The 25,554-nt window shown below is 35.2% G+C and carries 25 protein-coding genes and 2 riboswitches; of the genes, 7 read left to right on the top strand and 18 right to left on the bottom strand.

Annotation, left to right across the window (positions count from 1 at the left end; translation table 11 throughout):
• Positions 1-82: 82 nt before the first annotated feature.
• Positions 83-1,519: a M1 family metallopeptidase gene (locus MRBLBA3_RS16645; protein WP_363382372.1), complete on the bottom strand. Its 1,437-nt coding sequence runs from the start codon at positions 1,517-1,519 to the stop codon at positions 83-85.
• 284 nt (positions 1,520-1,803) lie between these two features.
• Here MRBLBA3_RS16645 and MRBLBA3_RS16640 point away from each other — a divergent pair, with 284 nt between their 5' ends.
• A complete protein-coding gene (locus MRBLBA3_RS16640; RefSeq protein ID WP_000490043.1) occupies positions 1,804-3,150 on the top strand; it encodes a short-chain fatty acid transporter in 1,347 nt (448 codons plus the stop codon).
• 178 nt (positions 3,151-3,328) lie between these two features.
• On the opposite strand, the gene MRBLBA3_RS16635 is transcribed toward MRBLBA3_RS16640, so the two are convergent.
• From MRBLBA3_RS16635 to MRBLBA3_RS16620, 4 genes are all read right to left on the bottom strand, one after another.
• Positions 3,329-3,691, bottom strand: a complete 363-nt coding sequence (locus MRBLBA3_RS16635; RefSeq protein ID WP_363382369.1) for a type I restriction-modification system subunit M N-terminal domain-containing protein — start codon at positions 3,689-3,691, stop codon at positions 3,329-3,331.
• Entirely contained in the window at positions 3,688-4,263 is a 576-nt protein-coding gene (locus MRBLBA3_RS16630) for an NAD(P)H-dependent oxidoreductase (protein ID WP_363382366.1), read from the bottom strand. The genes MRBLBA3_RS16635 and MRBLBA3_RS16630 overlap by 4 nt, the downstream gene beginning before the upstream one ends.
• 29 nt (positions 4,264-4,292) lie before the next feature.
• Complete coding sequence (locus MRBLBA3_RS16625; protein ID WP_097810201.1) at positions 4,293-4,676, bottom strand: SWIM zinc finger family protein; 384 nt, start codon at positions 4,674-4,676, stop codon at positions 4,293-4,295.
• A 264-nt stretch (positions 4,677-4,940) separates the two neighbouring features.
• Positions 4,941-5,261, bottom strand: a complete 321-nt coding sequence (locus MRBLBA3_RS16620) for a hypothetical protein (protein ID WP_002094492.1) — start codon at positions 5,259-5,261, stop codon at positions 4,941-4,943.
• Positions 5,262-5,299: 38 nt separating this feature from the next.
• Positions 5,300-5,398, bottom strand: a riboswitch (SAM riboswitch).
• A 122-nt stretch (positions 5,399-5,520) separates the two neighbouring features.
• Here MRBLBA3_RS16620 and MRBLBA3_RS16615 point away from each other — a divergent pair.
• Positions 5,521-5,712 carry a hypothetical protein gene (locus MRBLBA3_RS16615; RefSeq protein WP_000284538.1) on the top strand — a complete coding sequence of 64 codons (192 nt, stop codon included), beginning with the start codon at positions 5,521-5,523 and terminating at the stop codon, positions 5,710-5,712.
• Positions 5,713-5,742: 30 nt separating this feature from the next.
• Here the strand turns inward: MRBLBA3_RS16615 and MRBLBA3_RS16610 are convergent, their stop codons facing one another.
• The 7 genes from MRBLBA3_RS16610 to rraA all read right to left on the bottom strand — a co-directional run bounded on the left by MRBLBA3_RS16610 (position 5,743) and on the right by rraA (position 13,412).
• Positions 5,743-6,465 carry a YwiC-like family protein gene (locus tag MRBLBA3_RS16610; protein ID WP_363382362.1) on the bottom strand — a complete coding sequence of 241 codons (723 nt, stop codon included), beginning with the start codon at positions 6,463-6,465 and terminating at the stop codon, positions 5,743-5,745.
• 193 nt (positions 6,466-6,658) lie between these two features.
• Positions 6,659-7,360, bottom strand: coding sequence for an ECF transporter S component (locus MRBLBA3_RS16605; RefSeq protein ID WP_000044912.1), 702 nt, complete (start codon positions 7,358-7,360; stop codon positions 6,659-6,661).
• A complete protein-coding gene (locus MRBLBA3_RS16600) occupies positions 7,333-8,994 on the bottom strand; it encodes an ABC transporter ATP-binding protein (RefSeq protein ID WP_363382359.1) in 1,662 nt (553 codons plus the stop codon). Before MRBLBA3_RS16600 ends, MRBLBA3_RS16605 begins: the two co-directional genes overlap by 28 nt.
• Entirely contained in the window at positions 8,967-9,845 is an 879-nt protein-coding gene (locus MRBLBA3_RS16595) for an energy-coupling factor transporter transmembrane component T (protein WP_363382356.1), read from the bottom strand. The genes MRBLBA3_RS16600 and MRBLBA3_RS16595 overlap by 28 nt, the downstream gene beginning before the upstream one ends.
• A gap of 28 nt (positions 9,846-9,873) precedes the next feature.
• The gene (locus MRBLBA3_RS16590) at positions 9,874-10,689 is read right to left on the bottom strand and encodes a DUF4430 domain-containing protein (protein ID WP_363382354.1); all 816 of its coding nucleotides are present in this window, start codon (positions 10,687-10,689) and stop codon (positions 9,874-9,876) included.
• Between the two features lie 123 nt (positions 10,690-10,812).
• Positions 10,813-12,594, bottom strand: coding sequence for a DUF4430 domain-containing protein (locus MRBLBA3_RS16585; RefSeq protein WP_363382351.1), 1,782 nt, complete (start codon positions 12,592-12,594; stop codon positions 10,813-10,815).
• 338 nt (positions 12,595-12,932) lie between these two features.
• Positions 12,933-13,412: a ribonuclease E activity regulator RraA gene (rraA, locus tag MRBLBA3_RS16580; RefSeq protein WP_363382348.1), complete on the bottom strand. Its 480-nt coding sequence runs from the start codon at positions 13,410-13,412 to the stop codon at positions 12,933-12,935.
• Positions 13,413-13,605: 193 nt separating this feature from the next.
• Here rraA and MRBLBA3_RS16575 point away from each other — a divergent pair, with 193 nt between their 5' ends.
• The gene (locus tag MRBLBA3_RS16575; RefSeq protein ID WP_363382346.1) at positions 13,606-15,036 is read left to right on the top strand and encodes a YfcC family protein; all 1,431 of its coding nucleotides are present in this window, start codon (positions 13,606-13,608) and stop codon (positions 15,034-15,036) included.
• 142 nt (positions 15,037-15,178) lie between these two features.
• On the opposite strand, the gene MRBLBA3_RS16570 is transcribed toward MRBLBA3_RS16575, so the two are convergent.
• From MRBLBA3_RS16570 to ybaK, 3 genes are all read right to left on the bottom strand, one after another.
• Positions 15,179-16,027, bottom strand: a complete 849-nt coding sequence (locus MRBLBA3_RS16570) for an endonuclease I family protein (RefSeq protein WP_363382343.1) — start codon at positions 16,025-16,027, stop codon at positions 15,179-15,181.
• 529 nt (positions 16,028-16,556) lie between these two features.
• Positions 16,557-17,438 (bottom strand): 5'-methylthioadenosine/S-adenosylhomocysteine nucleosidase, encoded by an 882-nt coding sequence (locus tag MRBLBA3_RS16565; protein WP_000739901.1) that lies wholly within the window; start codon positions 17,436-17,438, stop codon positions 16,557-16,559.
• Between the two features lie 177 nt (positions 17,439-17,615).
• Positions 17,616-17,719, bottom strand: a riboswitch (purine riboswitch).
• Positions 17,720-18,178: 459 nt separating this feature from the next.
• Positions 18,179-18,655 (bottom strand): Cys-tRNA(Pro) deacylase, encoded by a 477-nt coding sequence (gene ybaK, locus MRBLBA3_RS16560; RefSeq protein ID WP_000710871.1) that lies wholly within the window; start codon positions 18,653-18,655, stop codon positions 18,179-18,181.
• Between the two features lie 345 nt (positions 18,656-19,000).
• Between ybaK and MRBLBA3_RS16555 the strand changes: the two genes are divergently transcribed.
• Together MRBLBA3_RS16555 and MRBLBA3_RS16550 are read left to right on the top strand one after the other, a co-directional pair.
• A complete protein-coding gene (locus tag MRBLBA3_RS16555) occupies positions 19,001-20,293 on the top strand; it encodes a histidine--tRNA ligase (RefSeq protein ID WP_363382338.1) in 1,293 nt (430 codons plus the stop codon).
• Positions 20,294-20,462: 169 nt separating this feature from the next.
• Positions 20,463-20,768, top strand: a complete 306-nt coding sequence (locus MRBLBA3_RS16550; protein ID WP_363382335.1) for a hypothetical protein — start codon at positions 20,463-20,465, stop codon at positions 20,766-20,768.
• A gap of 87 nt (positions 20,769-20,855) precedes the next feature.
• On the opposite strand, the gene MRBLBA3_RS16545 is transcribed toward MRBLBA3_RS16550, so the two are convergent.
• On the bottom strand, positions 20,856-21,131 hold the full coding sequence (locus MRBLBA3_RS16545; protein WP_001279875.1) for a DUF1292 domain-containing protein: 276 nt from the start codon (positions 21,129-21,131) through the stop codon (positions 20,856-20,858).
• Between the two features lie 167 nt (positions 21,132-21,298).
• Complete coding sequence (locus MRBLBA3_RS16540; RefSeq protein WP_363382332.1) at positions 21,299-22,351, bottom strand: pyruvate kinase; 1,053 nt, start codon at positions 22,349-22,351, stop codon at positions 21,299-21,301.
• Positions 22,352-22,605: 254 nt separating this feature from the next.
• Here MRBLBA3_RS16540 and MRBLBA3_RS16535 point away from each other — a divergent pair, with 254 nt between their 5' ends.
• A complete protein-coding gene (locus tag MRBLBA3_RS16535; RefSeq protein ID WP_363382330.1) occupies positions 22,606-24,279 on the top strand; it encodes an alkaline phosphatase in 1,674 nt (557 codons plus the stop codon).
• Positions 24,280-24,364: 85 nt separating this feature from the next.
• On the opposite strand, the gene MRBLBA3_RS16530 is transcribed toward MRBLBA3_RS16535, so the two are convergent.
• On the bottom strand, positions 24,365-25,051 hold the full coding sequence (locus MRBLBA3_RS16530) for an NAD(P)H-dependent oxidoreductase (protein WP_373560912.1): 687 nt from the start codon (positions 25,049-25,051) through the stop codon (positions 24,365-24,367).
• A 109-nt stretch (positions 25,052-25,160) separates the two neighbouring features.
• Between MRBLBA3_RS16530 and MRBLBA3_RS16525 the strand changes: the two genes are divergently transcribed.
• Positions 25,161-25,535: a winged helix-turn-helix transcriptional regulator gene (locus tag MRBLBA3_RS16525; RefSeq protein ID WP_000625800.1), complete on the top strand. Its 375-nt coding sequence runs from the start codon at positions 25,161-25,163 to the stop codon at positions 25,533-25,535.
• Positions 25,536-25,554 lie beyond the last annotated feature (19 nt).

Genomic DNA, 25,554 nt, shown 5'->3' with positions numbered 1-25,554 from the left:
AGGGTTTTTAAAATATTGACTCGTAGCAACGTCCATTCTTACAAATATTTCATATGCTAACATGTACATTGAATACAGTGTTTTATCTTTCATTAAGTTTATCTTTATCCAGCTGCAGCCAATCGTTAAATAGCTTATTATCTTTTAGTTTTAGATAATGCTTCAAAAATGTCACAAACTCTTGTGTATCAACTTCTTTATATTGGTAGGTTTCATAATATTGTTTTAAAAATTGTTCAGCTGTCTTCTGTCCACCATTTTTGTTAAAAACATTCCATAATCCACTTGCTGGCTGGCCATAAATGTAGTTACTTTGCTCTTCTAACGGATATTTGTCCAACGGAAGATTAGATGGTCTTCTTTTCATATTTGGCAATAAATCTTGATGAAATATTTCATTTATATTTCTATTTTCTTGAGTTGAGAGAAATAGTGTTGTGGCCAATTGTGCCACTCCTTCATCTAACCACGCATGATAATAAGGGTCATTATTTACTACTCCATAAAACCATTGATGCGCTATTTCATGTACAATATGATGTTCTAATACTTTAGTCGGTTGTGAAATGGATCCGACCGTTGCAATTCCCGGATACTCCATTCCTTTTTCATCCAAAATAATATCTAATTGTTTAGACGGATACTTCCCTATAACTTGCTGAAAATAAGTTAAGGCTTTCGATGCGAGCAAGCTGGCTTCACTAAGAAGTTCTGGCTTATCTTCAATACTAAACACTCGTATGTTTACACCATTTTCTTCTTTTTCAATCATATGTGGTTCTTTCAAAACTGCAACAAACATTTCCTTAACATTTTTTGCATACATTGTGCTTGTATTATTACTAGGAAATGTATCACTTTCACTTGATGTTACTACTGTATAATTTGGTGGCAATTTTAATTTAAGCGTGAAATCACTAAACGAGGTATGATAAAACTCACCCTTTGCACGATATGCTTGTTTATTCCACTCATTTCGGAACGTTGGAACCATTGGGTACCATTGAGCCAAGTAATAATTTTCACCGTTTTTTGAAAAACGATTCCCATGTTCGGGTAAACGAAAATCATAGGATACTCTAACATTTATGACGGTTCCAGGTGAGATTTTTTCATTTAACGGGACAGTCAGGGTATCATCTGCGAGGTTGAAGAGGGTATTTTTTCCATTAACAGATAATTCCTTTATACGAACAGTTGCATCTTTTTCCATTTGCGGGGTATATTCCTTCGTAAAAATATTAGGGATAAAATAAAACAAGAGTTCCGACCAATCTTTGTCAGATTGATTTTGTATTGAAATAGAAGCTTCTACATTAAAAAGACCATCTGTATTCATTTCAAGCTGAAGATTATATGCACTTTTGCTACCTGGCTTTATTTCTTGTGGAATAAACTCCTTTACAATCTCTTTAGCGGGAACTGTTCTAAAATACTTGCTCCATATTCCATAAATACAAATCATAAAAACGAGAGTAGAACAAATAACAATTTGAATTCTTAATGTACTTCTTTTCATTTTACCTCCTTACATAAACTGTAATTTGATGGACATATTCGTCTATGACCACCTCTTTCCCTTGTATATAAAGCAATCTTTTCAATATAGACTATCAATCTACCTAGACATTATGACTACCACCTTTAATATCTGAATTTTCTATACATTAAAGGATATTACTCAAATAACCTCGAATATTGTAATACAGTGAAACTTTAATCAGCGTGGGGGCTTTGTTCATCTCCCACTGGTTATTAGCCCGCAAATAGCGGGATAAACATACATAAGGAGGTTGATCTATTTTGTTTCGTTCATTTACAAATGGATGTGTTGCCCTCGTGCAGCGTTTCTTGCCAGAACCGTTTATTTTATCATGTTTATTAACTGTTTTCGTTATCTTCTTCGGCATGTTTGCCACGCACCAAACACCGGTAGAAATGATTACGCACTGGGGCAATGGAATTTGGGGACTTCTCGCCTTTTCTATGCAAATGGCACTTGTACTCGTGACAGGATCTGCTTTAGCAAATGCCCCACTTATTAAAAAAGGATTAACGAAAGCAGCGAAACTACCGAAAACGAATGGCCAAGGTATTATCGCAATTTCAATTGTAAGTTTACTAGGAGCATACATAAACTGGGGATTTGGTATTGTTGTCTCTGTGTTATATGCAAAAGAAGTGGCAAGACAGTTAGAAGGATTAGATTATAGGTTAGCAATCGCTTCTTCTTACTCTGGATTTCTCATTTGGCATGCAGGCCTTTCTGCTTCTATCCCTCTTACGTTAGCAACAGGCGGCGAAACTTTAATCAAAACGACGGCCGGAAGTATTAAAGAAGCGATTCCAATAACAGAAACTTTATTCTCACCATACGCTCTCGTTCCAGTTATTATCTTTTTAATTACGATGCCTCTCATTAATAAAGCAATGCATCCGGATGAAAAACATACGATTACAGTGGATCCAAGTGTATTCCATGAAGAAGCTGCAGCTCAAGAAGTAGGACAAAAAACATTTGCTGAAAAAATGGAAAATAGTATGATTATTACACTTTGCATTGGATTATTAGGTCTTATTTATATTTTTAACTATTTTAGTACGAAAGGCTTTAACCTTACACTTGATATCGTTATTTTTATGTTATTGATTGCGGGTCTTATTTTCCACCGTACTCCGATTCAATATATTCGCGCTTTCTCTGACTCAACAAAGAGCGCTTCTGGTATTTTACTTCAGTTTCCGTTCTATGCTGGAATTATGGGCATGATGATTGGAGCAAATAGTGAAGGGCTTTCGCTTGGGGGAGCCATTTCTACTTTCTTTATTAGCATTTCAAATGAAACCACATTCCCGCTCTTTACATTTTTAAGTGCTGGAATTGTTAATATTTTCGTTCCATCTGGAGGCGGCCAATGGGCAGTGCAAGCACCAATTATGATTCCAGCTGGCGCTGAACTTGGTGTACCTGCTGCGAAAACAGCGATGGCAATTGCATGGGGCGATGCTTGGACAAATTTAATTCAACCTTTTTGGGCATTACCGGCATTAGCGATAGCTGGTTTAGGCGCTCGTGATATTATGGGATTTTGTGTTGTTAATTTACTTTATGCAGGATTTATCATTAGTCTGTGTTTCTTATTTATTTAAACGAAAAGCTAGTTTTATACTAGCTTTTTTATATAATAATTCATTTACCCCGCTATTTTGGGGCAGTAAAATCCCACCTATTATCCACCTGAAGCAAAGCAGTTAGGCGGGAGATCAACTGCCCGTAAATGCCCGATTGGTGAAGGCTAATAATCAGTGGGAGGGAACCCCCCACTAATTAAAGTTTCACTTTATTTCCCATGCAATTTATAATCGTCTTCCACTCTATCTCCGTAAGATTTAATGCCGCAAATGCAAAAAAATCTTCACATACTTTTTCAATCAGATGTGGATTTTCCCTCAAGAAATTCCATTGTAACGCTTTAGGAAGACAATACGTTTCATATTCTTTACTTCCCCGTACTACCTCATCAACTTCTCTTTCACAAATCCCTCTTATTAAGTAATCATTTCTTAATTGAATCTTCATTTGCTGAAACGTTTCACTACATTTTTTCAATTGAAGTAAACATGTAATATACGTCCGAAAAAGTTCATTATCATACTGACAACAATTTATAATACGATCAAGTTCATTCATAATGTACGAACCTTTTCTTCTATTTGTAATAACCACTTTTCCCGCTTCTCTAGTTTACTCGTTTTCACAGATTGAAAAACAGACCGTTTTATATCGCGAATGCCGCAAAAACGTAAAACACCTCTTTTCATCATAATCCAATCCGCTGATCGATATAATAGTGCCACGTACCATAACGGTGAGTCTAACGTATTAATAACCCATGCTTTCTTTCCTTTCAATAAACCTTTCGGCAGGGCTCCTTCATATTTATAAGCAAATCCAGCTACAAAAATACGATCGATAAATCCTTTTAAAATAGCAGGCATGCCCCACCACCATATCGGATATATGAAAAGAAGAGTATCCGCCGCTTTCACTAAATCTCTATATCTCTTCGTCTCTTCTTCATATAGTAAATCCCGTCTTTTTTTCTCTTCATTAAATACAAGCACTGGATCAAATTGTTCTTTATATAAATCAAGTAACGTAACAGAATGATTTGTTTCCCCAATTCCTTTTTGCACATGCTTTAATATTGCTGCGTTAAAGCTTGAAGGACTAGGGTGAGCGTATATAATTAGTACGTTCACTACAAAGCAACTCCCCTCTACAGTTAAACCTACCCTTTCTTTAACATCTTCTCTACGATTTGGACATTTTTCGAACTTTGTAACAAACGATTTAGTACTGTTAGTAACTCTTCTTTTTCTAAGCCTTTCAGTTGGTCTTTTACTGTACTCTCACCAGCACCTTGAATATCATACACAACTGCCGCCATATGCTTACAATAGTTTTCATACGGACACTCGCAGCTACTTTTTGTAAAATCAGTAAGGTCAATGATCACTTCATAGTTTCCCGCATTTCCAGTAACAAAAGCAACTACTTTCTTGTCTTGTACTTCAACATCTTCTACATGTCCCTCTTCATAATATTCATAACCTTTATCCATAATGTACTTTGGAATCCATTTCGTTATATCATTTAATAAGTAAGCGTACATAACAACACTCCTTCCTTTAATTTCCTTTTGACTTCAAAAACCCTGCATGTTATTCTAATTACTGTCAAGTAGCGAGTCTACATGACAAAACGACTGACACCTATTCGGCGAAGGTGTCTCTTTTCATTTGCAGCCGATAATGAAGTGCCTCTTTCAGGCACATTCAATCTTTGACACTACACACTCAACACCATTCCCTTGTATCAGGCTGCTTTAGCAGTCTTTTACTCTACATACTTCGTTATTTCAAGAAAAAAAGAGAGCCTAGCTCCCTTTTCCCGCTTTATAAAATACCCCTTTTTCAGTAAAGCGATATTCATCATCAGCTAAAGTAATTTTCCCATCCAGTTTGAGTTCATCTAATAATCTTGATAAATAAAATTGATGCAACATTTTTTTCGTGAATTTTCCTTCATGATGCGAAACGATATGTTCTTGAATATCTAACAATGATATTGGCTTATCTTGCTCTATCATATATTCATAAACTGTACTACGCAGTTTTACGTATTTTTCGAGTGTCACAGTACTTCGCAACCCCTTTCTTCTTATTATATGTTTTCGTAATCGGTTTTTTTGCAACAAAAAAACCTCTCCGATAAGAAGAAGTTACGTATATCTTCGTCTTATCTCCCAGAACAAAAATGTTCTGCTGGAATTAGCACCTGCATCGCGGTTGCTGGGTTTCATCGGGCCAGTCCCTCCACCTCTCTGGATAAGAAAATATTCACTTTATAATAAACTATACGTAATTTCATTTTAATTGTCAAATAAATATAACAAATTATATTTTTCTCCTCAGCGTTCATACTACATGTATATGAGTAAAAAGGAGGACTATGAAATGTATCAAAACGCCCGCGGATACGTACAAGATTCTTTTCAATCATTAAAAGAAGCAAAACATTGTTTAGAAGAAGCACTACAAACAGTTGAAAAAGATTTTAATCGCGCACGTATTGAACAATCCCTTTACGCCGTAGAGCAAGCATTGCAAAGATGTGATTATACCGTTCACATTTTAGAACAAGATTGAAAACTTCCCATCAATAGATGGGAAGTTTTTTCAAATGGCATACTTCATTATTATTGCCGTTATGATAAAAAAATATACAGAATTAACAATTTCTAAAACCCCTACTTTTAATATAGAAATTTTTTTGCCATACAATATAATTGCTCGAATGACACTTGGTACGAATATAAGAGAACACCATGGATTGATAGCAAATACAATTACCGTCAATACAATATGATACCCCCAAGATATGAGACGATACTTCGGATTATTTTTCTCACGAATCATTGTTTTCACATAAAACGTACTTCCTAAAAAATACAAAAATGAAATAAGCGCAATGAATACTGCTGTTTTATCGATTTGCTTCATTGAAAAATAATAACTGATTAAACCACCTATACAAAACACTATAATCGCACAAATATCATTTAGTAATGCTCGTTCATTTTTTTGACGAGCGTAATACATATTTACAATAAACAATGGAATCATTAATACTGTGAATAAAAGAATTCGCCATTCATATAATAAAGAAATCATCCCAAATACAAATGCAGTGATAGAATAAACAATTGCAGCGTGTAAAAACTCTTTTTTTCGTCTTTGCCTTATGTACATGAGAAATGGATACGTAGCGAGATAGATAAAGAACCAGGCTAAAAACAGCGGGATATGATAAATAGTAGGTTTCCCAAGTATGATACTTAATAGAAATGGTATAACAAGCATGGCCCATGCTCCATGCTGCTTCGGAATAACTAACTTCATTAACTATACACCTCCCTCTTGAAAAGAATTCTCACCTACTATTATACAAATAACATCATATGAAAACGAAGATATATTACATCTATTCTTTGACACTTTTACAATAAAAAAATGCTCCTTACAATATGTAAGAAGCATGAAAGAGGCAAACGAATATGTAAGTCGCGACCCTACCTTATATGAGTATGCTTTTCTATGTCACGTTATGCTCATCTAATATACCGTATTTCTTTTTAAATCTTGTGAGGATCGTAATCCATGACGTACTAAATAGCAGAAGGAAAATAACATTCGATATCGCATGACTAAGATCGAATGAAAAACTTGCGGCATAGTACGCAATGACAGTTTCCCACGTTGCCTCCTGTATAAAACCGAGAAGACCCCAAAAATTCATGATCCATCCAAATAGAAATCCAACGACAAATCCGTACAACAATCTTCCCCATAGTTTTTTCATCAAAAATGTATTTCGAAGTAATCCTGCTATAAAACCGATCATGCCCCAAGAGAACATTTGCCACGGCGTCCACGGACCTTGACCTAAAAAGATGTTAGACACGATAGCTGCCGTTGCCCCAATCATAAAACCAGTTTCGCTCCCAAATACAATTGCAGAAACGATAATAACAAAAGAAGTCGGTTGTACACTCGGTAATATCGAAAATGGTACCCGGCTAACCGCTGCGATTGCCGCTAACACAGCAACGATAACAATTTCACGTGAAACAAACGCCTTCCTTTCAAAACGGACATAGAAGGGTAACATAATAACAGCTAATAAAAACAAGCTACTTAACATGTAATATCCATCCATGATAAGTGTAGTAAAGAGTAATGTGCCTATTATTACTGTAAAAATACAAATTATGAATGCAACATATCGTTTGGACACGCTTCGTACACATCCTCCCACGTTAATGCAAACGGTAACTCTTTACGGATGAATCGATTAATAGATGTTGTATAAAAGAAGTTACCACTAAAGAACTCTTTCGGTGCATCATTCATAATAACTTTCCCGTCAAATAACATCATGCATTGATCTACATATTTTGCTGCAAACTCAATATCGTGCGTTGCCATTACAATTGTTGTACCTTCTTTTTGCAACTGTTTAAACAGCTCTCCTACTCTTTCCTTTTTCCATGGATCTAGCCCCTTTGTCGGCTCATCGAGTAATAATAAAGTTGGCTTTGATAATAACGTTGTACATAATGCAAGTAGTTGTTGCTCCCCGCCGCTACAATCATGCGGATGGCGCTCTTTAAGCGAATGTAACCAGAACTTTTCCAACATTTCTTCTGCTATTACTTTTCCCTCTTCGCCATATAATTCACGCGCACGTTCATACACTTCTTCCCACACTGTATCAAATGTAAAATGATAATACGGATGCTGTGATACATACCCGATACTTTTAAATCGTTCTTTCGAATCAATTTTATGTATCACTTTTCCATTCCACTTTACCTTACCTCTTCTAGCTTTTTGCAATCCTGCTAAAATCGTTAACAGTGTAGACTTCCCAGTTCCGTTTTTCCCAACTAGAGCTGTCCATTTTCCTTTTTCGATGTTCACTGTTAAATCTCGTAAAATAAGTGGACTATTTTTCTCATATTGAAAAGATATATGTTCTGCACTTAAAATTACTTCTTGCTTTTCACATTGTTCTACTTGCCCATTCCTATAGGATATCGCTGAAAAATCATTCATTTTCATTTGCGCTTCTCGTACTGTAAACGGAATATCTTCTACATTCCACTCTAAAAACAATCTTGGAATTTGCGGAATAAATGGATGGAACTTTTCTACTTCCCACATGTTCGCTATCACACTTTTAGAAGTACCATCATAAATGATTCTGCCATTATCCATACAAACAACGCGTGTTGCGAGTGGTATAACTTCATCTAAACGATGTTCACTTAAAACTATCGTAATTCCGAGTTCTTCATTAATACGTTTTAACAATCCTAAAAACTCTTTTGCAGCAATCGGATCTAGCTGCGCTGTCGGTTCATCCAGTAATAGTAGCTTCGGCTGCATGACTAATACTGCTGCTAAATTTACTAGTTGTTTTTGACCACCAGATAACGTATGAACAGATTGGTGCAATAAATCTTGAAATCCTAAAAAGCTAATGAGTTCCGCTATTCTTTTTTGAATAATATGTGATGGTAACCCAATATTTTCTAAAGAAAATGCTAGTTCTTGAATAACTGTATCCATTACGAGCTGATTTTCTGGGTTTTGAAATACCATACCAATTTCTTGTGCGGATAATAAATCTGGTACATCTTCTAATAAAGCACCATCGTAATATGTATGCCCAGAACGCGTGCCAATTGGAAGTAACTCCTTTTTAAAATGCTTTAATAAAGTTGTCTTCCCAGAACCTGAATCACCAGCAAGTACTATAAATTCTCCATTTTGAATAGAAAGAGAAATATGCTGCAACGCTTCTTCATTTTCATCAGCATATATAAATGATAAATTCTTTATTTCTGCATGCGCCACCATATCCATTCCCTTCCTTCCATCATAATTGGTAAACTAACAAACATCATAAATAATAAAAACATAACTCCATCGTATTGCTGGAACAGTATTGATTCCACTTTCGGATAGATAATCAATTTCCCTCCGCCATAATAACTAAATATGAATGAGGCTATAAATAGAATACTTAAATAACTTAGCGTGTACCAATCGCGTCTTTCCATTCTATACCGAATATAAGTCGTACGCTTCGTTACACCAAACCCACGAGCTTGCATAGAATCTGCTGTTTGTAGTGCATCTTCTAACGAACAAACTAATAACACTTGCAGTAATTTCATCCCATTTTTTATACGCTCAATGAGTGAACCTGAATCTAATTGTACACCTTTCGTTTTTTGGACGAGTGTAATTTTCTTTAACCGCCTAATAAACAAAGGAACAAACCTCACTGTAATCATCGTTAACAATGCTACTTTCGGTGAAATTCTTGAAAATAAATATAAAAATTTATGACTCGAAATAATATCGTTATAAGAAGCAAACGTAAACATAATCGCAACTAATAATAACCCCATAACAAGTCCATACATACAGGCCTCAAGCTTAATCCGGCTATCTCCTAAATGAAATAACGTAGTCGCTCCTCTATGTGTTAATAAAGAGTTAAATAAAATAACCATTAAAAAGAACACGATAGTACTAGGTAGCATCTTTCTTATTTTCCCGCCATTCCCTTGTACTATATTTAAAATTACTATTAGTATAATCGCTCCAATTAAAAAAAGAGGATGAAGACACATCATGCATAGTATCATCACCCCAATATAATAGAAAAAATTCACAAAAGGATGTAAAGAAGAAAAACTTATTTTCATAGTCCTTTACCGAAGATCCTTTCTTAATTTAGTATACATACACCCATTCAACTGTATCTCCTGGTTTAACTGTAACTACACCAGCACTACGGTTTGGAAACGATCCGTTCACACGATATTTCCATCCGCTATTATCATTTACATCTTTTTCATATAAATTTTCAATACCTTTTACGTAAACATCACCTTTAGATCCACTCGCATCAACATCTAATCCTGTGCCCGTTAGCACACTATAAACAGTGTCGCCTTCTTGTACATCAACCTTTTTCGCACCTAATAAGTATCCTTCATTTCCTTTTACGGAGATAGTAACTTGTTTCGCTTGCGGTACTGGTACTGGTTTTGGTTTTGGTGGTTCAGGAGTTGGTACTGCCGGAGTCGGTATCGTTTTCTCCTCTTTATTCGGATCTTCCTTTTGCTCCTGCTTTGGTGTTTCTTTCGGTTGATTAACAACCTTTGCTTCTTCTTTTACTTCTGGCGCTTTCGGCGGCTGTGGTTTCTCTTCTTGTACTTTTTGTTCCGGTTGTTTATTTGCAGCAGGCTGTTCCTTTGGTTTCTCTTCTTTCTTTACTTCAGGTTGTTCCTGCGCTTTTTCTTCTTTTTGTTTCTCTTCTACTTTTTGTTCTTGTTTATCTTTCTGCTCTTCTTGTGGTTTCTGTTCCGGTTCAGCTTGTTTCTCTTCCGGTTTCGGTACATCTTTTTGTTCTTCCTGTTTCGCTACTTCTTTTTGCTCTTCTTGCTTCGGTTCTACCTTCTTCTCAGGCTTTACAGCCGTTTCTTCACATCCGGCTAATAATCCCAATGAAAGAATTAAAGAAATGAACCATTTCATCTTACTCATGCTGTCCCTCACCTTTCTTATTAAAGTGAAACTTTAATAAGTGGAGATTTTGTTCATCCCCACTCATTATTAGGCCTCACTTTTATAATAAAATTAGGAGCAAATGATTGCTCCTAATTTTTGTTAAGCTGCTTTACGTCTCCATAATACATATGCAGAAGCGATACATAATACACCCATACCTACTTGTGTAGCTGCACTATGAGAAGTTGCTCCTGTTTGTGGTAATTGATTCTTATTCTTGTTTGTTTCTTTATTAACTCGTTCGTTATCTACAACAACTTTTAGATTTTCATCTTTTGGTTGTTTTTGTAACTCTTCTTGTTGTTTCGGCTGTTCTACAACTTCTTTTTCTTCTACAGTTGTCTCTGGCTCTACAATTGGTTTCGTATCGATTTCATTCTCTACTACATTTGACCAATCATAAATCGATTTTCCAAGATCTTTAAACTGAAGTAACGCTAAAAATACTTGCTCTGTAGCCATTCCGCTACCTTTTTGATCACTCGGTAACCATTTGAACTCACCATTTGGAAGCTGGTATGACATTACATTTTGTACTGCTTTATTAAGACGATCGTGATCTACATCTTTAACTAGCGATAGTCCAATAATTGCTTGTGCAGTACTATTAGAATTCTCTTGTCCATCAGCGGCAAAACCACCATTACTTAGCTGCTGCTTGTATAAATAATCAACAGCTTTTTGGATAGCTGGCTTTACATCCGTTTGATCTTGATAAGGAGCTAATGCTGCTAATACCATACTTGTTACATCAACGTTACTAGCACTTTCTTTACTACTTGAACTATCATACGTCCAGCCACCGTCTGTATGCTGCGTGTTTAAAAGTGCTTGTACTAAAGTAGCTCGATTCCATTTCGCTTCGGCCGGAACCTCATATTTCTTTGTATCTAATGCAAGTAATGTAAATGCGTATCCTGTAACAGAATTCACTTTATCTGATTCAAATAAATTTTGTACTAAATTTTGTCCCTCTACCTTTGTAGGATCTACATTCATTGCATTCATCATAATAATCGTTCTAGCTAAATCTGTTGCTGAAAAACGATTTAAACGCTTCTTAACCTTTTCAGCTACTGGCTGAACATAGTTTATTTTCGTTTCAAGTGGAATATTTACACCTGAACGAGCAAGTCCAATCGCAACCCAATCACTACCAATTCCATCTTGTAACATCTTTTCTGACGTTTTAGAAATTGCTTCATTTAATTGTGCTGCTGGAATTTCAACTTTCTCTTGCTTTGGTTGTTCTGTTGTTTTATCTTCTGGTTTTTCTGTTTTCGGTTCTTCTGGTTTTGATTCTTCTGTTTTACCGTCTGGTTTTTCTGTTTTCGGTTCTTCTGGTTTTGGTTCCTCTGTTTTACCATCTGGTTTTTCTGTTTTCGGTTCCTCTGGTTTCGGTTCCTCTGTCTTTGGCTCTTCTACAGTTTTACAAGTGCCAAATTTATCTAACGTTTGTTGCAACGTTTCTTGACTCATATTACTCCAGTCCGCAACGTAACGAAATGCAACAACATCCCCAGACTCTAATTTATAACTATCTGCCCCAACTTCTGCAGATTTGTCATTTACATCATACAACCAACCGCTCGTTGCTCCGGCCATTAATCCGTCGATGCCCTTTATATACGTTCCAAATGACATGCTTTCAGATATTACTTTGTCACCCATGACTTTTTGCAACAAACTAAAAGCTGTTTCTCCATCTTCAATCGAAACTTCTTTTGGACATAACATAATTCCTTTTTGTGATTCACCAATAATTGCAAGTTTCGCTGTCTTTCCTTCAGCAAACGTAATATGTACTGTATTCGCAAAAGAAACAAATACAAGTGCCACTGCCATTAATGATGTAAGCAGCCATTTCTTTAACATTGCCATTCCAAAATTCCCTCCCTTACTAACATTTACACAAAAAAAGACCCTTTAAGGGCGTGTGATTGACACTCTCTTTTTGTAAGTGTCGAACAAAATGCACAACACCTCCTATCCGCATTATTCGCGGCTATATTTGTATAGGAAAAATAATTTCGTTTATGAACGTATCATTGTGATAACATTCACTTTTCTAGGCACTACTTACTTCCATTTCAGTTATCGTAAAACGATAAACCTATACATTCTGCAAATTTTGATTTTCTGTATTATTTTACTATTGACAAATATTTTTGTCCATGCTTTATCAGATTTATTTTCTAAGAATAGTAACTTACTAACCTTTAACGATGCAAACTCTTTTCACTAATAATGACGCCATCTTCATCCGCATAAACATATTCATTCGGCTTCCATTCTACTTGTCCAAATTGCAATGAAATATTCCGCTCTCCTTTTCCTTCTTTTACACTTCTATTTGGCATCGTCCCTAATGCTAAAATACCAATATTAATATTCTTTAGTTCACTAGAATCACGAACATATCCATTCACAATAATTCCTGCCAACTTTCTTTCCTCCGCAATAGCTGCCAAATTATCGCCAAGTAACGCACAATTCGTAGACGCTCCGCCATCAACAACTAATACCGTTCCTTCTGGTAGTGTTTGCAATCCTTCCTTCACTAGTACATTATCATCCTTCACTTTTACCGTTGCAATTTTCCCGTAAAACTGTTCCTTCTTCCCAAACGACTGAAAAGACTGGCGACATATTTGTAATTCCTTTTCAAATTCATCACATAGATCCGTAGTTTTCCACATCTCGTTCCCTCTTTTCTTTTTATATTACATATTCTTGGATTTTTTTCGTTTCCCTGTCTAATGTTGCAATAATTTGTATGTGTAAGAAAAGGACAGAAAAACTATTGCCTTAAGAAGCCACCTTTATTATAATCTATTCCACAGATAAATTTCAGAATATTAAAAATTAACCAAGTGAAAAAGGAGGGGTTTTATGCAATTACAGACCGAGGCAAAAAAACAGCCTAGTAAACGAAAGTTTAAAATGCCTGACGCGTACGTACTACTATTTTTTATTGCTTTACTTTGTGCAATAGCTACATATTTCGTTCCTGCTGGAGAATTTAAAAGAGTCACAAATGGTACTGTTACAACGACAATACCAGGAAGTTATCATTCTGTTCCACAATCGCCGGTAGGGTTTGTTTCTTTTTTTACCGCTATTGAAAAAGGAATGACACTTGCTGCTCCTATCATCTTCTTAATTTTATTTACAGGTGGAGCCATTGCAATTCTTGAAAAAACAGGTGCTCTTGACGGTTTAATCTATCATGTAATTAACAAATTTCGGAATCAGCAATTACTTTTCATTTGTATTGTCGCCGCACTCTTTTCTATTCTCGGAACGACTGGTATTATCGTGAACTCAGTTATCGGCTTTATCCCCATCGGCATCATCGTTGCACGCACATTAAAATGGGATGCTATCGTCGGCGTAGCAATTATTTATTTAGGCACTTATGCTGGTTTTAATGCTACTATTTTATCTCCCTCACCTTTAGGCATTTCACAAAAGATCGCAGAACTTCCAATGTTTTCAGGGATTGGTTTACGTACGGCAATTTATATCTCTTTTTTAATTGCCACCATTTTATATATTAATTGGTATATAAAACGCTTAAAAAAATCGAATAAAGGCAGCATACTCGGAGATAACTGGTTTCCAAGTAATGCTCTTTCAAGTGAGAAAGAAACAGAGAAAACAGAAGTTCCTTGGACAATACGTCATAAATTAATTTTACTCGTTTCAGCTTTATCATTAATTGCATTTTTAATAGGCGCTTTTCGTCTACATTGGACGGACGCAGAAATGACCGCTACTTTTATATTCATAGCAATTACAGCGGGAATAATAGGTGGTATGAAAGCAAACGATATCGCTTCTACTTTTCTATCAGGTTGCCAAAATCTCATATACGGTGCTTTGATCGTCGGAATGGCTCGTTGTATTTCAGTCATTTTAGAACAAGGCAAATTACTTGATACAATTGTTAATCAGCTAGCACAGTCTCTCGAAGGACATAGCCCTGTATTTGGCGTTCTCGGCATGTATGTAAGTAGTGCCGCATTACATTTCCTCATTTCATCCGGGACAGGAGAATCTGTTATTTTCATTCCGATATTGGCTCCATTAGCCGATTTCATGCACATTACACGCCAAGTTACAGTACAAGCTGTTATGCTTGGAGAAGGTGTAGTGAACTGCCTCAATCCAACTTCCGGTGTTTTAATGGGCGTTCTCGCAGCGAGCGGCATTTCTTACGGAAAATGGATTCGATTTATGGCTCCACTTGCATTCATTTGGTTTATCATTGGACTTATTTTTCTTATTGTTGGTGTGAATATTGAATGGGGACCGTATTAAAAGACTCATATTATACTTAACTTAATAAAATATCTATTCTATTCTCCAATCCTATAAAAATCACTTATTCTAGTATAGATATAAACAGGGATTAATCATAGTGATCAATCCCTTCTCTCAAAGTAAAATACCTTTAAATATTTTAATTCCAAATTTTATTTACCCATTCAGGATGATCAATAAAAGGATTGCGATTATGTTGATATTTTGTAAAAATCACTTCATTACGCTTTCGCTCTAAATCATCGACAGGGTCTTGTTCATTCCATTTTAGTAAAACGGATAGTTTGCCCATGTATGGATCTTTATTGTTATTCACCTTTTCATTTAATTCTAAGTCTATTTCGCCGTTGTCTCCTTCATAACGAACAGCCATGTAAAACAGCATTCTAGCGATATCTCCTTTTACACTATCACGAGGTTCCCAAGAATCACTATCGTATTTACATTCTGTCGCTTCCGAATGATTCACACCACCATTATCAAAATCCAGATTTCCACGTGAACTATTTACAGATACATCCGTCGCTCTTAAATGATGCAAATCTGTTCCAGCTCCTGCAGTCGTTCCAAAATCACCGTGAGATTTTGCCCAAACATGCTCTCGGTTCCAATTATCAACTCCTGAACCATTCGTAAGTTTTCCTTGCGAACGCCCAGTATATAAGAGTATCACATTGTTTTTATTATTTGGATCTTCATCAGTATCTCTTAGTGCTTCCCAAACCGCACTGTATGATAACCTTGTATGATCATCAATAATATTATGAAGTTCCTTCTTTAATTCTAAACCCGTTTTTCCTATTGCATTATTATAATATGTATCGTCATAGTTTTTCACAGTAATCTCTTGTGCTGAAAACGTATCTACTTGTGGAGATGCAGAAACTACTTCACCATGTATGATATCTGTAAATGATAGAGATGCAGAACCTAAAATAAAAAACGAAGATAGTGTAACCATAGCAAGTTTTGTGTTTCGGAACTTCATATACCCATTTCCCCTTTAAAATATAATTTGAAGCTATTAACTAAAAAATGCTTTCTAACCCCCAAAAACTTTTAGAAAGCCATACCCACCCTTTTCTTTTTATTTAATACAAAACTCTATTGGGTCTGTATCATTTCCACACTTTTGATTTATCTACTTTTCAAGCAATTTCACTTTTCACAAGAAATATCCTTCTCTAGTAAAGGTTATTAAAATATTCTTTACAATTAAAAAGTAGTTTAATGTTAACTTATAAATTTCAATTTTTTTCATGCAATTATGCATATTCGATAAATCGTTCAAAAAACATTTTGAATAAAAATTAAGATGATAGTTCGACTTTTCCTTTTTCTATAATTGTCTTTATTTTTTTGTGTAAACCCCTTCTTCCTCTGAAGAATAAATACAAAAATAGATTGGATACCATGTAAGGCACCAATCTATTTTAATTAAAGAAACTTTGGTAATTCTGAGTTCACAACACATTGTGCAGTAATGATAACATTTTTATATTTGGACAGAACTACTACTATTTATTTGGCATCGAATCTATATACTTTTTAACTACTTCATATACATATTCTTGATTTGCCGCTGCTGTGTTTGGGTTGTATTTTCCGCCGTTTGTTTTATTGTTAGATAATACGCGAATCCCTAAAAATGGTACGTCATACGCTTTGGCGATTTGCGCTGCGGCAGCGCCTTCCATTTCTTCAACAGATGTACCGTATTTTGTATGGAACCATTTAATTCTATCAACTTCATTATTCCAAACATCTGCTGAACCAATCGTACCTTCCACTACTTTACCTTTTGTATATGTGTCTTTTACCGCATTCGCTGCTGCAAGTAAGCCCTTATCTCCCTCGTAGTATCGGATTTTCTCAGCATTTGGATCTTCTCCTGCACTCCCTTCAGAAGCCATCAGGTCCATAGATATCCATTTTTCCGGTTCAATTCCTTGATTCTCATTCATATTTGTTGTTTTTAGTGAACCTATATTCGCGACTTGTTTTCCTAACACAATATCAAATACATTTAAATTAGGATCGTGTCCACCTGATGTTCCTTGGTTAATAATCGCCTTAGGCTTATATTTTTCAATAGCCACTGCTGTAGCGGCTGCTGTATTTTCCATTCCTTTACCTGTTTTCGCAACGATTACAGGATAATTGTCTACAGTTCCTTTATAAAATACAAAACTCCCAGATTTTTCTTCTTTCACATTTTTTAACCTTTTTGCAAATTTTTCAGCTTCTATTGGCATTGGGCCTTGAATTAAGATAGGGTTTTGATTGCTTTTCGCCTCAGCTACTTGTTTTGGACTAGCATTACATCCTGCAAGTATTGAGAATGATAATGCGATAGTAGTTGCTAGGGCACCATATTTTTTCAACAGATTTTTCTTCATAAATAATCTCTCCTCTTTCTCTTGTTGTTTTCTATACTCGATGTTTTGGTCCAAAGAAAAAAGCTCTAGAAATTGTAGAAGAATCTCTACTTTCTAGAACTACGGTAGTCAAAGTTAATTAAGCAAAAGATGAGGCCATTGCTAAATTATAGATCGGTAGCGGCTCAGTACAACTAACGACCGAATACTTTAACCCATAGTCCAGTTCTTTCATTGGGAACTAGGTAGAAACGCTCGGACCATATTACCGAGTATATACGAGTGATGTTATTTAAAATTATTATATTGGTAATATAACAAACTTTTAGTGAATATACAACAAAAATATGAACATTTTTATTTAAATAACTAAAAATGTTCGTTTTTTAAAGTGTAATAGATGAAAAAAATTGTTTTCAAATGGAATAACCAGCTAAAAAAACAGAAATCCATATACTGAACTAGAATTAGTTCAGTATATGGATTTCAATGAGTTCTCTTTGAAGTTATATAATGATATACCTATTAAAAGTTTTATCTTTCCCCTTCAATACACGTTATTTTAAAAATAATGAAGTTGTTCATTTTTAGAGGTTCAAATAAAAAAATCCCACAACATATTATAAATATGCTGTGGGATTGATATTAAAGTATTCTTTAGAAATTAAGCCTTAATAAAGATTGTATTTCAAATTCACTGGTTTACTAGCACTTCTTTTTTCAAATATGTAAGGATGCTATATCCTGTTAAATTTCACTATTTACTTCGTTATTTCACCAAACTGCGCTCTCGTCACTTTTTCCAAGTCATCCACTTTCAGCTCAATTTGCACGCCAATTTTCCCGCCACTTACAATGATCGTTTCAAGCGATTGAGCACTCGCATCAATACATGTAGAAAATAACTTCTTCATTCCTACTGGTGAACAACCGCCGCGAATATATCCTGACACTTTCGTAATATCTTTTACTGGAATCATTTCAATTTTCTTTTCACTTACTGCTTTTGCGGCAGCTTTTAAATTTAGTTCCTCATCTACTGGAATGATAAAAACGTGATAATTTTTACTATTCCCTTGAGCGATTAACGTTTTATATACCTCTCTCACTTCTCGTCCAATTTTCCCTGCCACTGATACGCCATCAATTTTTCCATCGTCCGGATCATATGACATCATCGAATATTCAATTTTTTCTTTATCTAATATTCGCATCGCATTAGTTTTATCTTTTTTCATAGCGGTCTCCTTAAAAGGTTATTTCATATTATTAAGTTTTATTATATTATACACCCTTTTCCATTCCTCCTACATAACTTCACGTATATTTCAAAACTAAAAATATTGATAATTCAAAAATCATCTGATATAATTTGGAAAAACTTATGTTAAGGAGAGATTTGTAATGCGAAATTTTAATACTTCTTTCCAACTTCATCATCATACGTAACGCCGTGTATCCGAAGAAAAATTTTTCTTCGTGGGTACAGGGCTTTTCCTGTTGACCCACGAAGCGTTCATAAAGCTATGTGGGTATTTTTATACCTGCATAGCTTTTTTTAATTTAAAAAAGGAGAGATTACAATGGAAATGAAAAATGTAAAAGGAACGAAAGACTATTTACCAGAGGAACAAGTATTACGAAATAAAATTAAAAGAGCTTGTGAAGATACGTTTGAACGTTATGGCTGTAAACCGTTAGAGACACCAACGTTAAATATGTATGAGCTTATGTCTTACAAGTATGGTGGTGGCGATGAAATTTTAAAAGAAATATATACACTTAAGGATCAAGGAAAACGCGATCTTGCCTTACGTTACGATTTAACAATTCCATTCGCAAAAGTCGTGGCAATGAATCCGAACATCCGCCTTCCTTTTAAACGTTATGAAATTGGGAAAGTATTTCGAGATGGGCCAATTAAACAAGGAAGATTCCGTGAGTTCATTCAATGTGACGTTGATATAGTCGGTGTAGAATCAGTCATGGCGGAAGCTGAACTCATGAGCATGGCGTTTGAGCTGTTCCGAACGTTAAACTTAGACGTAACGGTCCAATATAATAACCGAAAATTGTTAAACGGTATTCTTCAGGCGATTAACATCCCTACTGAACTAACGAGTAACGTAATTTTATCATTAGACAAAATCGAAAAAATTGGGATTGATGGTGTACGAAAAGATGTATTAGAGCGCGGAATTTCTGAAGAAATGGCTGATACGATATGTAATACCGTTTTATCTTGTCTAGAGCTTACAATTGCTGACTTTAAAGAAACTTTCAATAATCCACTCGTTGTCAATGGAGTAGACGAGTTACAACAATTACAGCACTATTTAATCGCTCTCGGAATAAATGAAGATGCTATATTCAATCCATTTTTAGCGCGAGGACTCACAATGTACACAGGTACCGTGTATGAAATCTTTCTAAAAGACGCTAGCATTACATCTAGCATCGGTAGCGGTGGTCGATACGATAATATTATCGGAGCATTCCGTGGTGATAATATGAACTATCCGACTGTAGGGATTTCATTCGGATTAGACGTTATTTATACAGCACTATCACAGAAAGAAACCATATCATCTACAGCAGATCTTTTTATCATCCCACTCGGGACAGAATTACAATGCTTACAAATTGCCCAGCAATTACGTTCTACTACTTCCTTAAAAATCGAACTTGAACTAGCCGGGCGTAAATTGAAACGTGCCCTTAATTATGCCAATAAAGAAAATATCCCGTATGTACTAATAATAGGTGAAGAGGAACTATCTACAGAAACAGTTGTATTGCGTAATATGAAGGAAGGTACTGAAGTGAAGATTTCCCTCTCTTCCTTGGAAAATAACACATTTAATAAATATATATAATAAGCACCACCCTCATTTGGGTGGTTTTTCTAGTGCACAAATAAAGAACTATTTAGTTTACATAATATTATTATAGAATTCTATAAATGTGAATCACAAAAAACATATCCATTCACCACTATATTTGGTAACATATTCATACGTACATATTATTTAGGAGGAATTAACTTTGAGGGCAGTCGTAAAAACATTGAAGTGGACTACAGGTATCTCCCACCTTTTATTAATTCCTTGTTATTTATTTCAAGGACTAGTTGACTTATACGGGATACCACTACTTATAGTAATTACTTTACATATCATTACAATTTTATTAGCTAAAAAGGAAGGCATGAAAACCTATGCTAATTATATAGGAATCCTCACTATTCTAGTTGCTTTCTTTCCCTATATACAAATCGCTATACATATTATAGCGTCGATTTTCCTTCTATTAGATGCTGCTTCCGTGAACACAAAAGAATTTTATGATTAAAACAGAAATTAGAGAAATATTTTTCAACCATATACAAAAAAAGAGGGCAGATATGTATCTCCCTCTTTTGTCTAACTCTTTTTATTGTTATTCTTGTTCTTGCTCGTCCAAAATCTTCTCAAACGCAGCAGATACTTTTTCAAATATCTCGTCACTCTCAATGTATGAGAATTCACTATCTTCTTCTACTTTTAGAAAGAAGATATCAATGTCTTCCTCAGTTTCTGTTTGAATATCTTCAACAAAGGCAACCGCAATATATTCTGCTCCTTCGACATCCATCGCTCCAAGTACTTCAACTTCTTGTTCTTCATTATTCTCGTCGCTAAGGCTAAAAACTTCGCCTACTTCAATATCTGACATATTCATTCTCCTCCTATTACACTCTAAAAAATAGAACGTTCAAATCGTATACTTACTAACATATCTTTCCATAAAAAGTTAAATTCATACAGAAAGAACAACAAATTCTTGCTGGTTCAGCATATGTATTCCATTAATACTATAAACGATAAATATAAATTTTCATATTAAAGAGACTTATGCAGCAATTCCAGTACATCTTTCATCGCAAAAGGCCCATCTTTTTTCACATGCTCAGCGAATTCCGAAACGAGACGTAACGTTTTCACACTTTCGATTGGATGCTCCCCTGACGCACTTTCAGCAGAAAGCATAACAGCATTCGTTCCGTCCAGTACAGCTTGAAATACATCCGTCACCTCAGCTCTTGTAGGAATAGAATGATCTACCATAGATTGAAGCATTTGTGTCGCTGTAATGACATATGTATTCGTTCGATTACATTCACGAATCATCATTTTTTGCAAAAGCGGAATAAATTGATACGGTAATTCCACACCTAAATCTCCCCTTGCAATCATAATGCCATCCGCTTCTTTGCATATGTCTTGAAAATTCCCGATTGCTTCCATCGTTTCTATTTTTGCAATTAAATTAGGAGATGTTTCTTTATGTTCATGTATAAAACTTCGTATTTCCTTTATATGGCTAGCTTTTCGAACGAAAGAACACGCAATAAAATCAACTTCCTCTCCCAAAAGAAACTGAATATCTTTTTTATCTTTCTCGGTAATAGCCGGTAAACTAACAATTGTACCTGGTAAGTTCACCCCTTTATGAGAGGAAATATTGCCACCTGTTTTTACTCTTGTTTCTATTTTTTCCGTACTTACCTTTTCAACAATTAATTCAACTTCTCCATCATTAATAAGAATTCTACTTCCAACTTTTACGTCATTCGCAATCCCCACATAATCAACACTTGCTTCTTCTTTATTCCCTTGAACTGGATTGGTATGTAAAGTAAATAACGCCCCTGCTTCAAGTGTAATTTGTTCCTCTTTCATTTCACCCAATCTTATTTTAGGACCTTGTACATCCCCTAGAATTTTAATAGAATCGTCTAACGATTTTACTAAACGCATGATTGTTTTATGACTTTCATGCGTGCCATGTGATAAATTCAAACGAACAATTTTCATACCATTGTTTATTAACTGCGCTAATGTTTCTTCATTATTACTCGCTGGCCCAATTGTACAAACTCGATCAATTGTCATGTTCCCACCATCCTTTTTCTAATGTTTCCCATAAAATAAAGAGAAGATTCTTTTTATAGGAAAGACTGTGTAACTTAAAGATGCACAAAGGTTTTATATGAGAAGAAGCGATTGCTGAATAAGTAGCTTAAATTTAACTTTTTGACTTAATAGTTATTGTTAGTTTCGTTGCAATAGGGTACTACTAATAATAAATCTTGTTTACATACGAACGGTAGATTGGGATATCGAAAACAACCTATGGAGGAACCACAATGACTAATCTTCGTAAAAAAATAATGGGACTAACATTAGCGGGAATGGTAGCACTAGGTTCATTAGTAGCAGGAAGCATAATGAACCTTAACGAGGTAAAAGCTGATGTAAAGAAGTCAGGAAAGCAACCCAAAAATGTAATTTTCATGGTTATAGATGGGACAAGTTCTTCTGCTACAACATTGGCACGTTGGTATAAAGGCTCCCCTCTTGCACTAGATCAAATTGTATCTGGAGGTGTTCGTACGTATTCCGCAGAATCTGCTATTACGGACTCTGCACCGGCAGCCACAGCTTTAGCGACAGGAAACAAATCAAATTCAGGTTACGTGGGCGTATTACCTTCTGTTGTGAATTCACCTGGCTTAGAACCAATGAAAGAAGAATGCAAGTTTCGTCCAGTTGCCAACGTCTTAGAAGGCGCAAAACGTTCCGGACGCGCGACAGGAATCATTGCTACGTCAGAAATTCAGCATGCTACTCCGGCTAGTTTCTCTGCTCACCATGCTAACCGTAAAAATTTCGAAGTACTTGGTGAACAGCAAGTTTATCAAAATATAGAAGTTGTATTAGGTGGTGGAAAAGCAGCACTTCTTCCTATGACAAGCAATGGAATTCGTAAAGACAACGAAGATTTAGTAAAGGTAATTCAAGATAAAGGCTACGACTTTGTCGAAACAAAAGATGCGTTATTAAACTCCAAATCAAATAAAATCTGGGGTTCTTTCTCTAATACTGCCCTTGCGTTCGATATGGATCGTAAAATAACCAATCCTAAGCAGCCTACTCTTTCCCAGATGACAAGCAAAGCAATTCAAACATTATCAAAAGATAAAGATGGTTTCTTCTTATTCGTAGAAGGCAGTAAGGCAGATTGGGCAGCACATGCAAATGACCCAATTGGGATGATTAGCGATGTATTGGCATTTGATAATGCGGTTACAGAAGCATTAAAATTTGCGAAGAAAGATGGTAACACTATGGTCATTGCATTAGCGGATCATGGTAATAGCGGTATTTCCATTGGTAACAGTAATACAACAAAAGGATATGATACCACACCAGTATCAGCTTACATTGACCCACTAAAAAAGGCGAAAATGACACTTGAAGGTGCTACAAATAAACTAAAAGATGATTTATCTAATATAAAAGAGGTCGCTGCACTTTACGGTTTAGACAACCTAACTAATGATGAAAGAGAAAAGTTAAAAACTGCAAATAAGAAAACTAATGTAGGTCCAATCCTTACTAAATTATTGGCCAACCGTGCGAACATCGGTTTTACAACTGGTGGTCATACGGGTGAAGATGTATTCTTATACTCTTACGGCCCTCAAAAGCCATACGGTTTAGTCCAAAATACAGACATTGCGAAAATAATGGCCAAAGCAATGGGCTTTCAATTAGAAGAAATAACTAAAAAATTATTCTTAGATGCTGAAACATCCTTTAAACAAATTGGTGCAAATGTAACGATTGACAAGCAAGATGCACTTAATCCGGTGCTTGTAGTAAAGCGCAATAATACGGAGGCCAAATTGTTTGTGAATAAAAACATTATCTATATTGGTGGGAAAGATTATGAATTAGGAGGCATCGTTGTAGAAAGCAACGGGAAATTCTATGTACCTGAAAAAGCAATTCAACTATTCACAAAGCATTCTCGCTAAATTTAAATACAGACATAAAAAAACGCTATCCTTTCTATAGAAAGGATAGCGTTTTTTTTCGTTATATGGATACAAATTTATCTTATTAAATCCATTCAACAATAGTATCCAAAGTTTGTCTTGTTTTATTAAATTTTGGTTCTCCTTTACGGTATCCGAATGCAACCATAACTGACACCTCAAGATTATCATCTTTTAAAATTCCTTCATGACGAAGTAAAGAATCTACTTTTTCTTTATCGAATCCTTCCATTGGACAAGAATCAATACCGATTTGAGCTGCGCTAGTCATCATATTAGCTAAAGCAATATAAGATTGCTTTGATGACCAATCAAATACAGCACGTTCGGAGTCTAACAATTTAAAATCCGATTCTTGGAATTTTTTGAAGAATTCATATCTCATCTGTTGAGCTTCTTCAGGCAATCCAATAATATCTTTCATCATGTGCTGAATATACTCTGCATCATAGTGCATATCTTTGATGTTTCTTGAAAGAACAATGACAAAATGACTTGCTGTTGAAAGTTGCCCACCTGCTCCCCATGAATATGGTAATAGTTTTTCTCTTAATTCTTTATTTTGTACCACAATAAATTTCCAAGGCTCATATCCAAAAGAAGAAGGAGATAATCTTCCTGTTTCTAAAATAAACTTAAAATCATCTTCTGAAATCTTCTTCATAGGGTCAAACTCTTTACATGCATGTCTAAAGTGAAAAGCTTCCATAATTTTTTGTTTTGTGTTAGTCATAAAAAGTCCTCTTTTCATTAATTTATTATTCAACTAAATTATATTTTTTAAGTATCAACGTTACAAGTACGCACATTTATGTGCTATAGTATCAAAAAAGATACTATTGTTAAGGGAGAGTCTTTTTATGATTAGTTCAAAAGAAGATGATATAAATTATCCATTTTTAAATAAATATTCTTGTCCCGTAGAAGCTATCGTCGAGGTTATTGGTGGGAAATGGAAAGGGGTTATTCTTTATCATTTGTTAGATGGTAAAAAACGATTTAATGAATTAAAAAGATTAAAACCTAATATCACCCAGAGAATGTTAACACTTCAACTTCGAGAACTTGAAGCAGATGGCATCGTACATCGAGAGGTATATCGTGAAGTGCCTCCTAAAGTAGAATATTCGCTAACCGAACTCGGCGAGTCACTACGTCCAATTATCCTTTTAATGATGGAATGGGCGACTAATAATATGGAGCAGGTTTTGGAAAGTAGAAATAACACTAAATAGTATTTAAAACCTGTAATGA

It is taken from the genome of Bacillus sp. LBA3-1-1.1 (genome assembly GCF_040676495.1).
GTDB lineage: Bacteria > Bacillota > Bacilli > Bacillales > Bacillaceae_G > Bacillus_A > Bacillus_A nitratireducens.
This window is presented reverse-complemented; position numbering and strand designations above follow the sequence as displayed.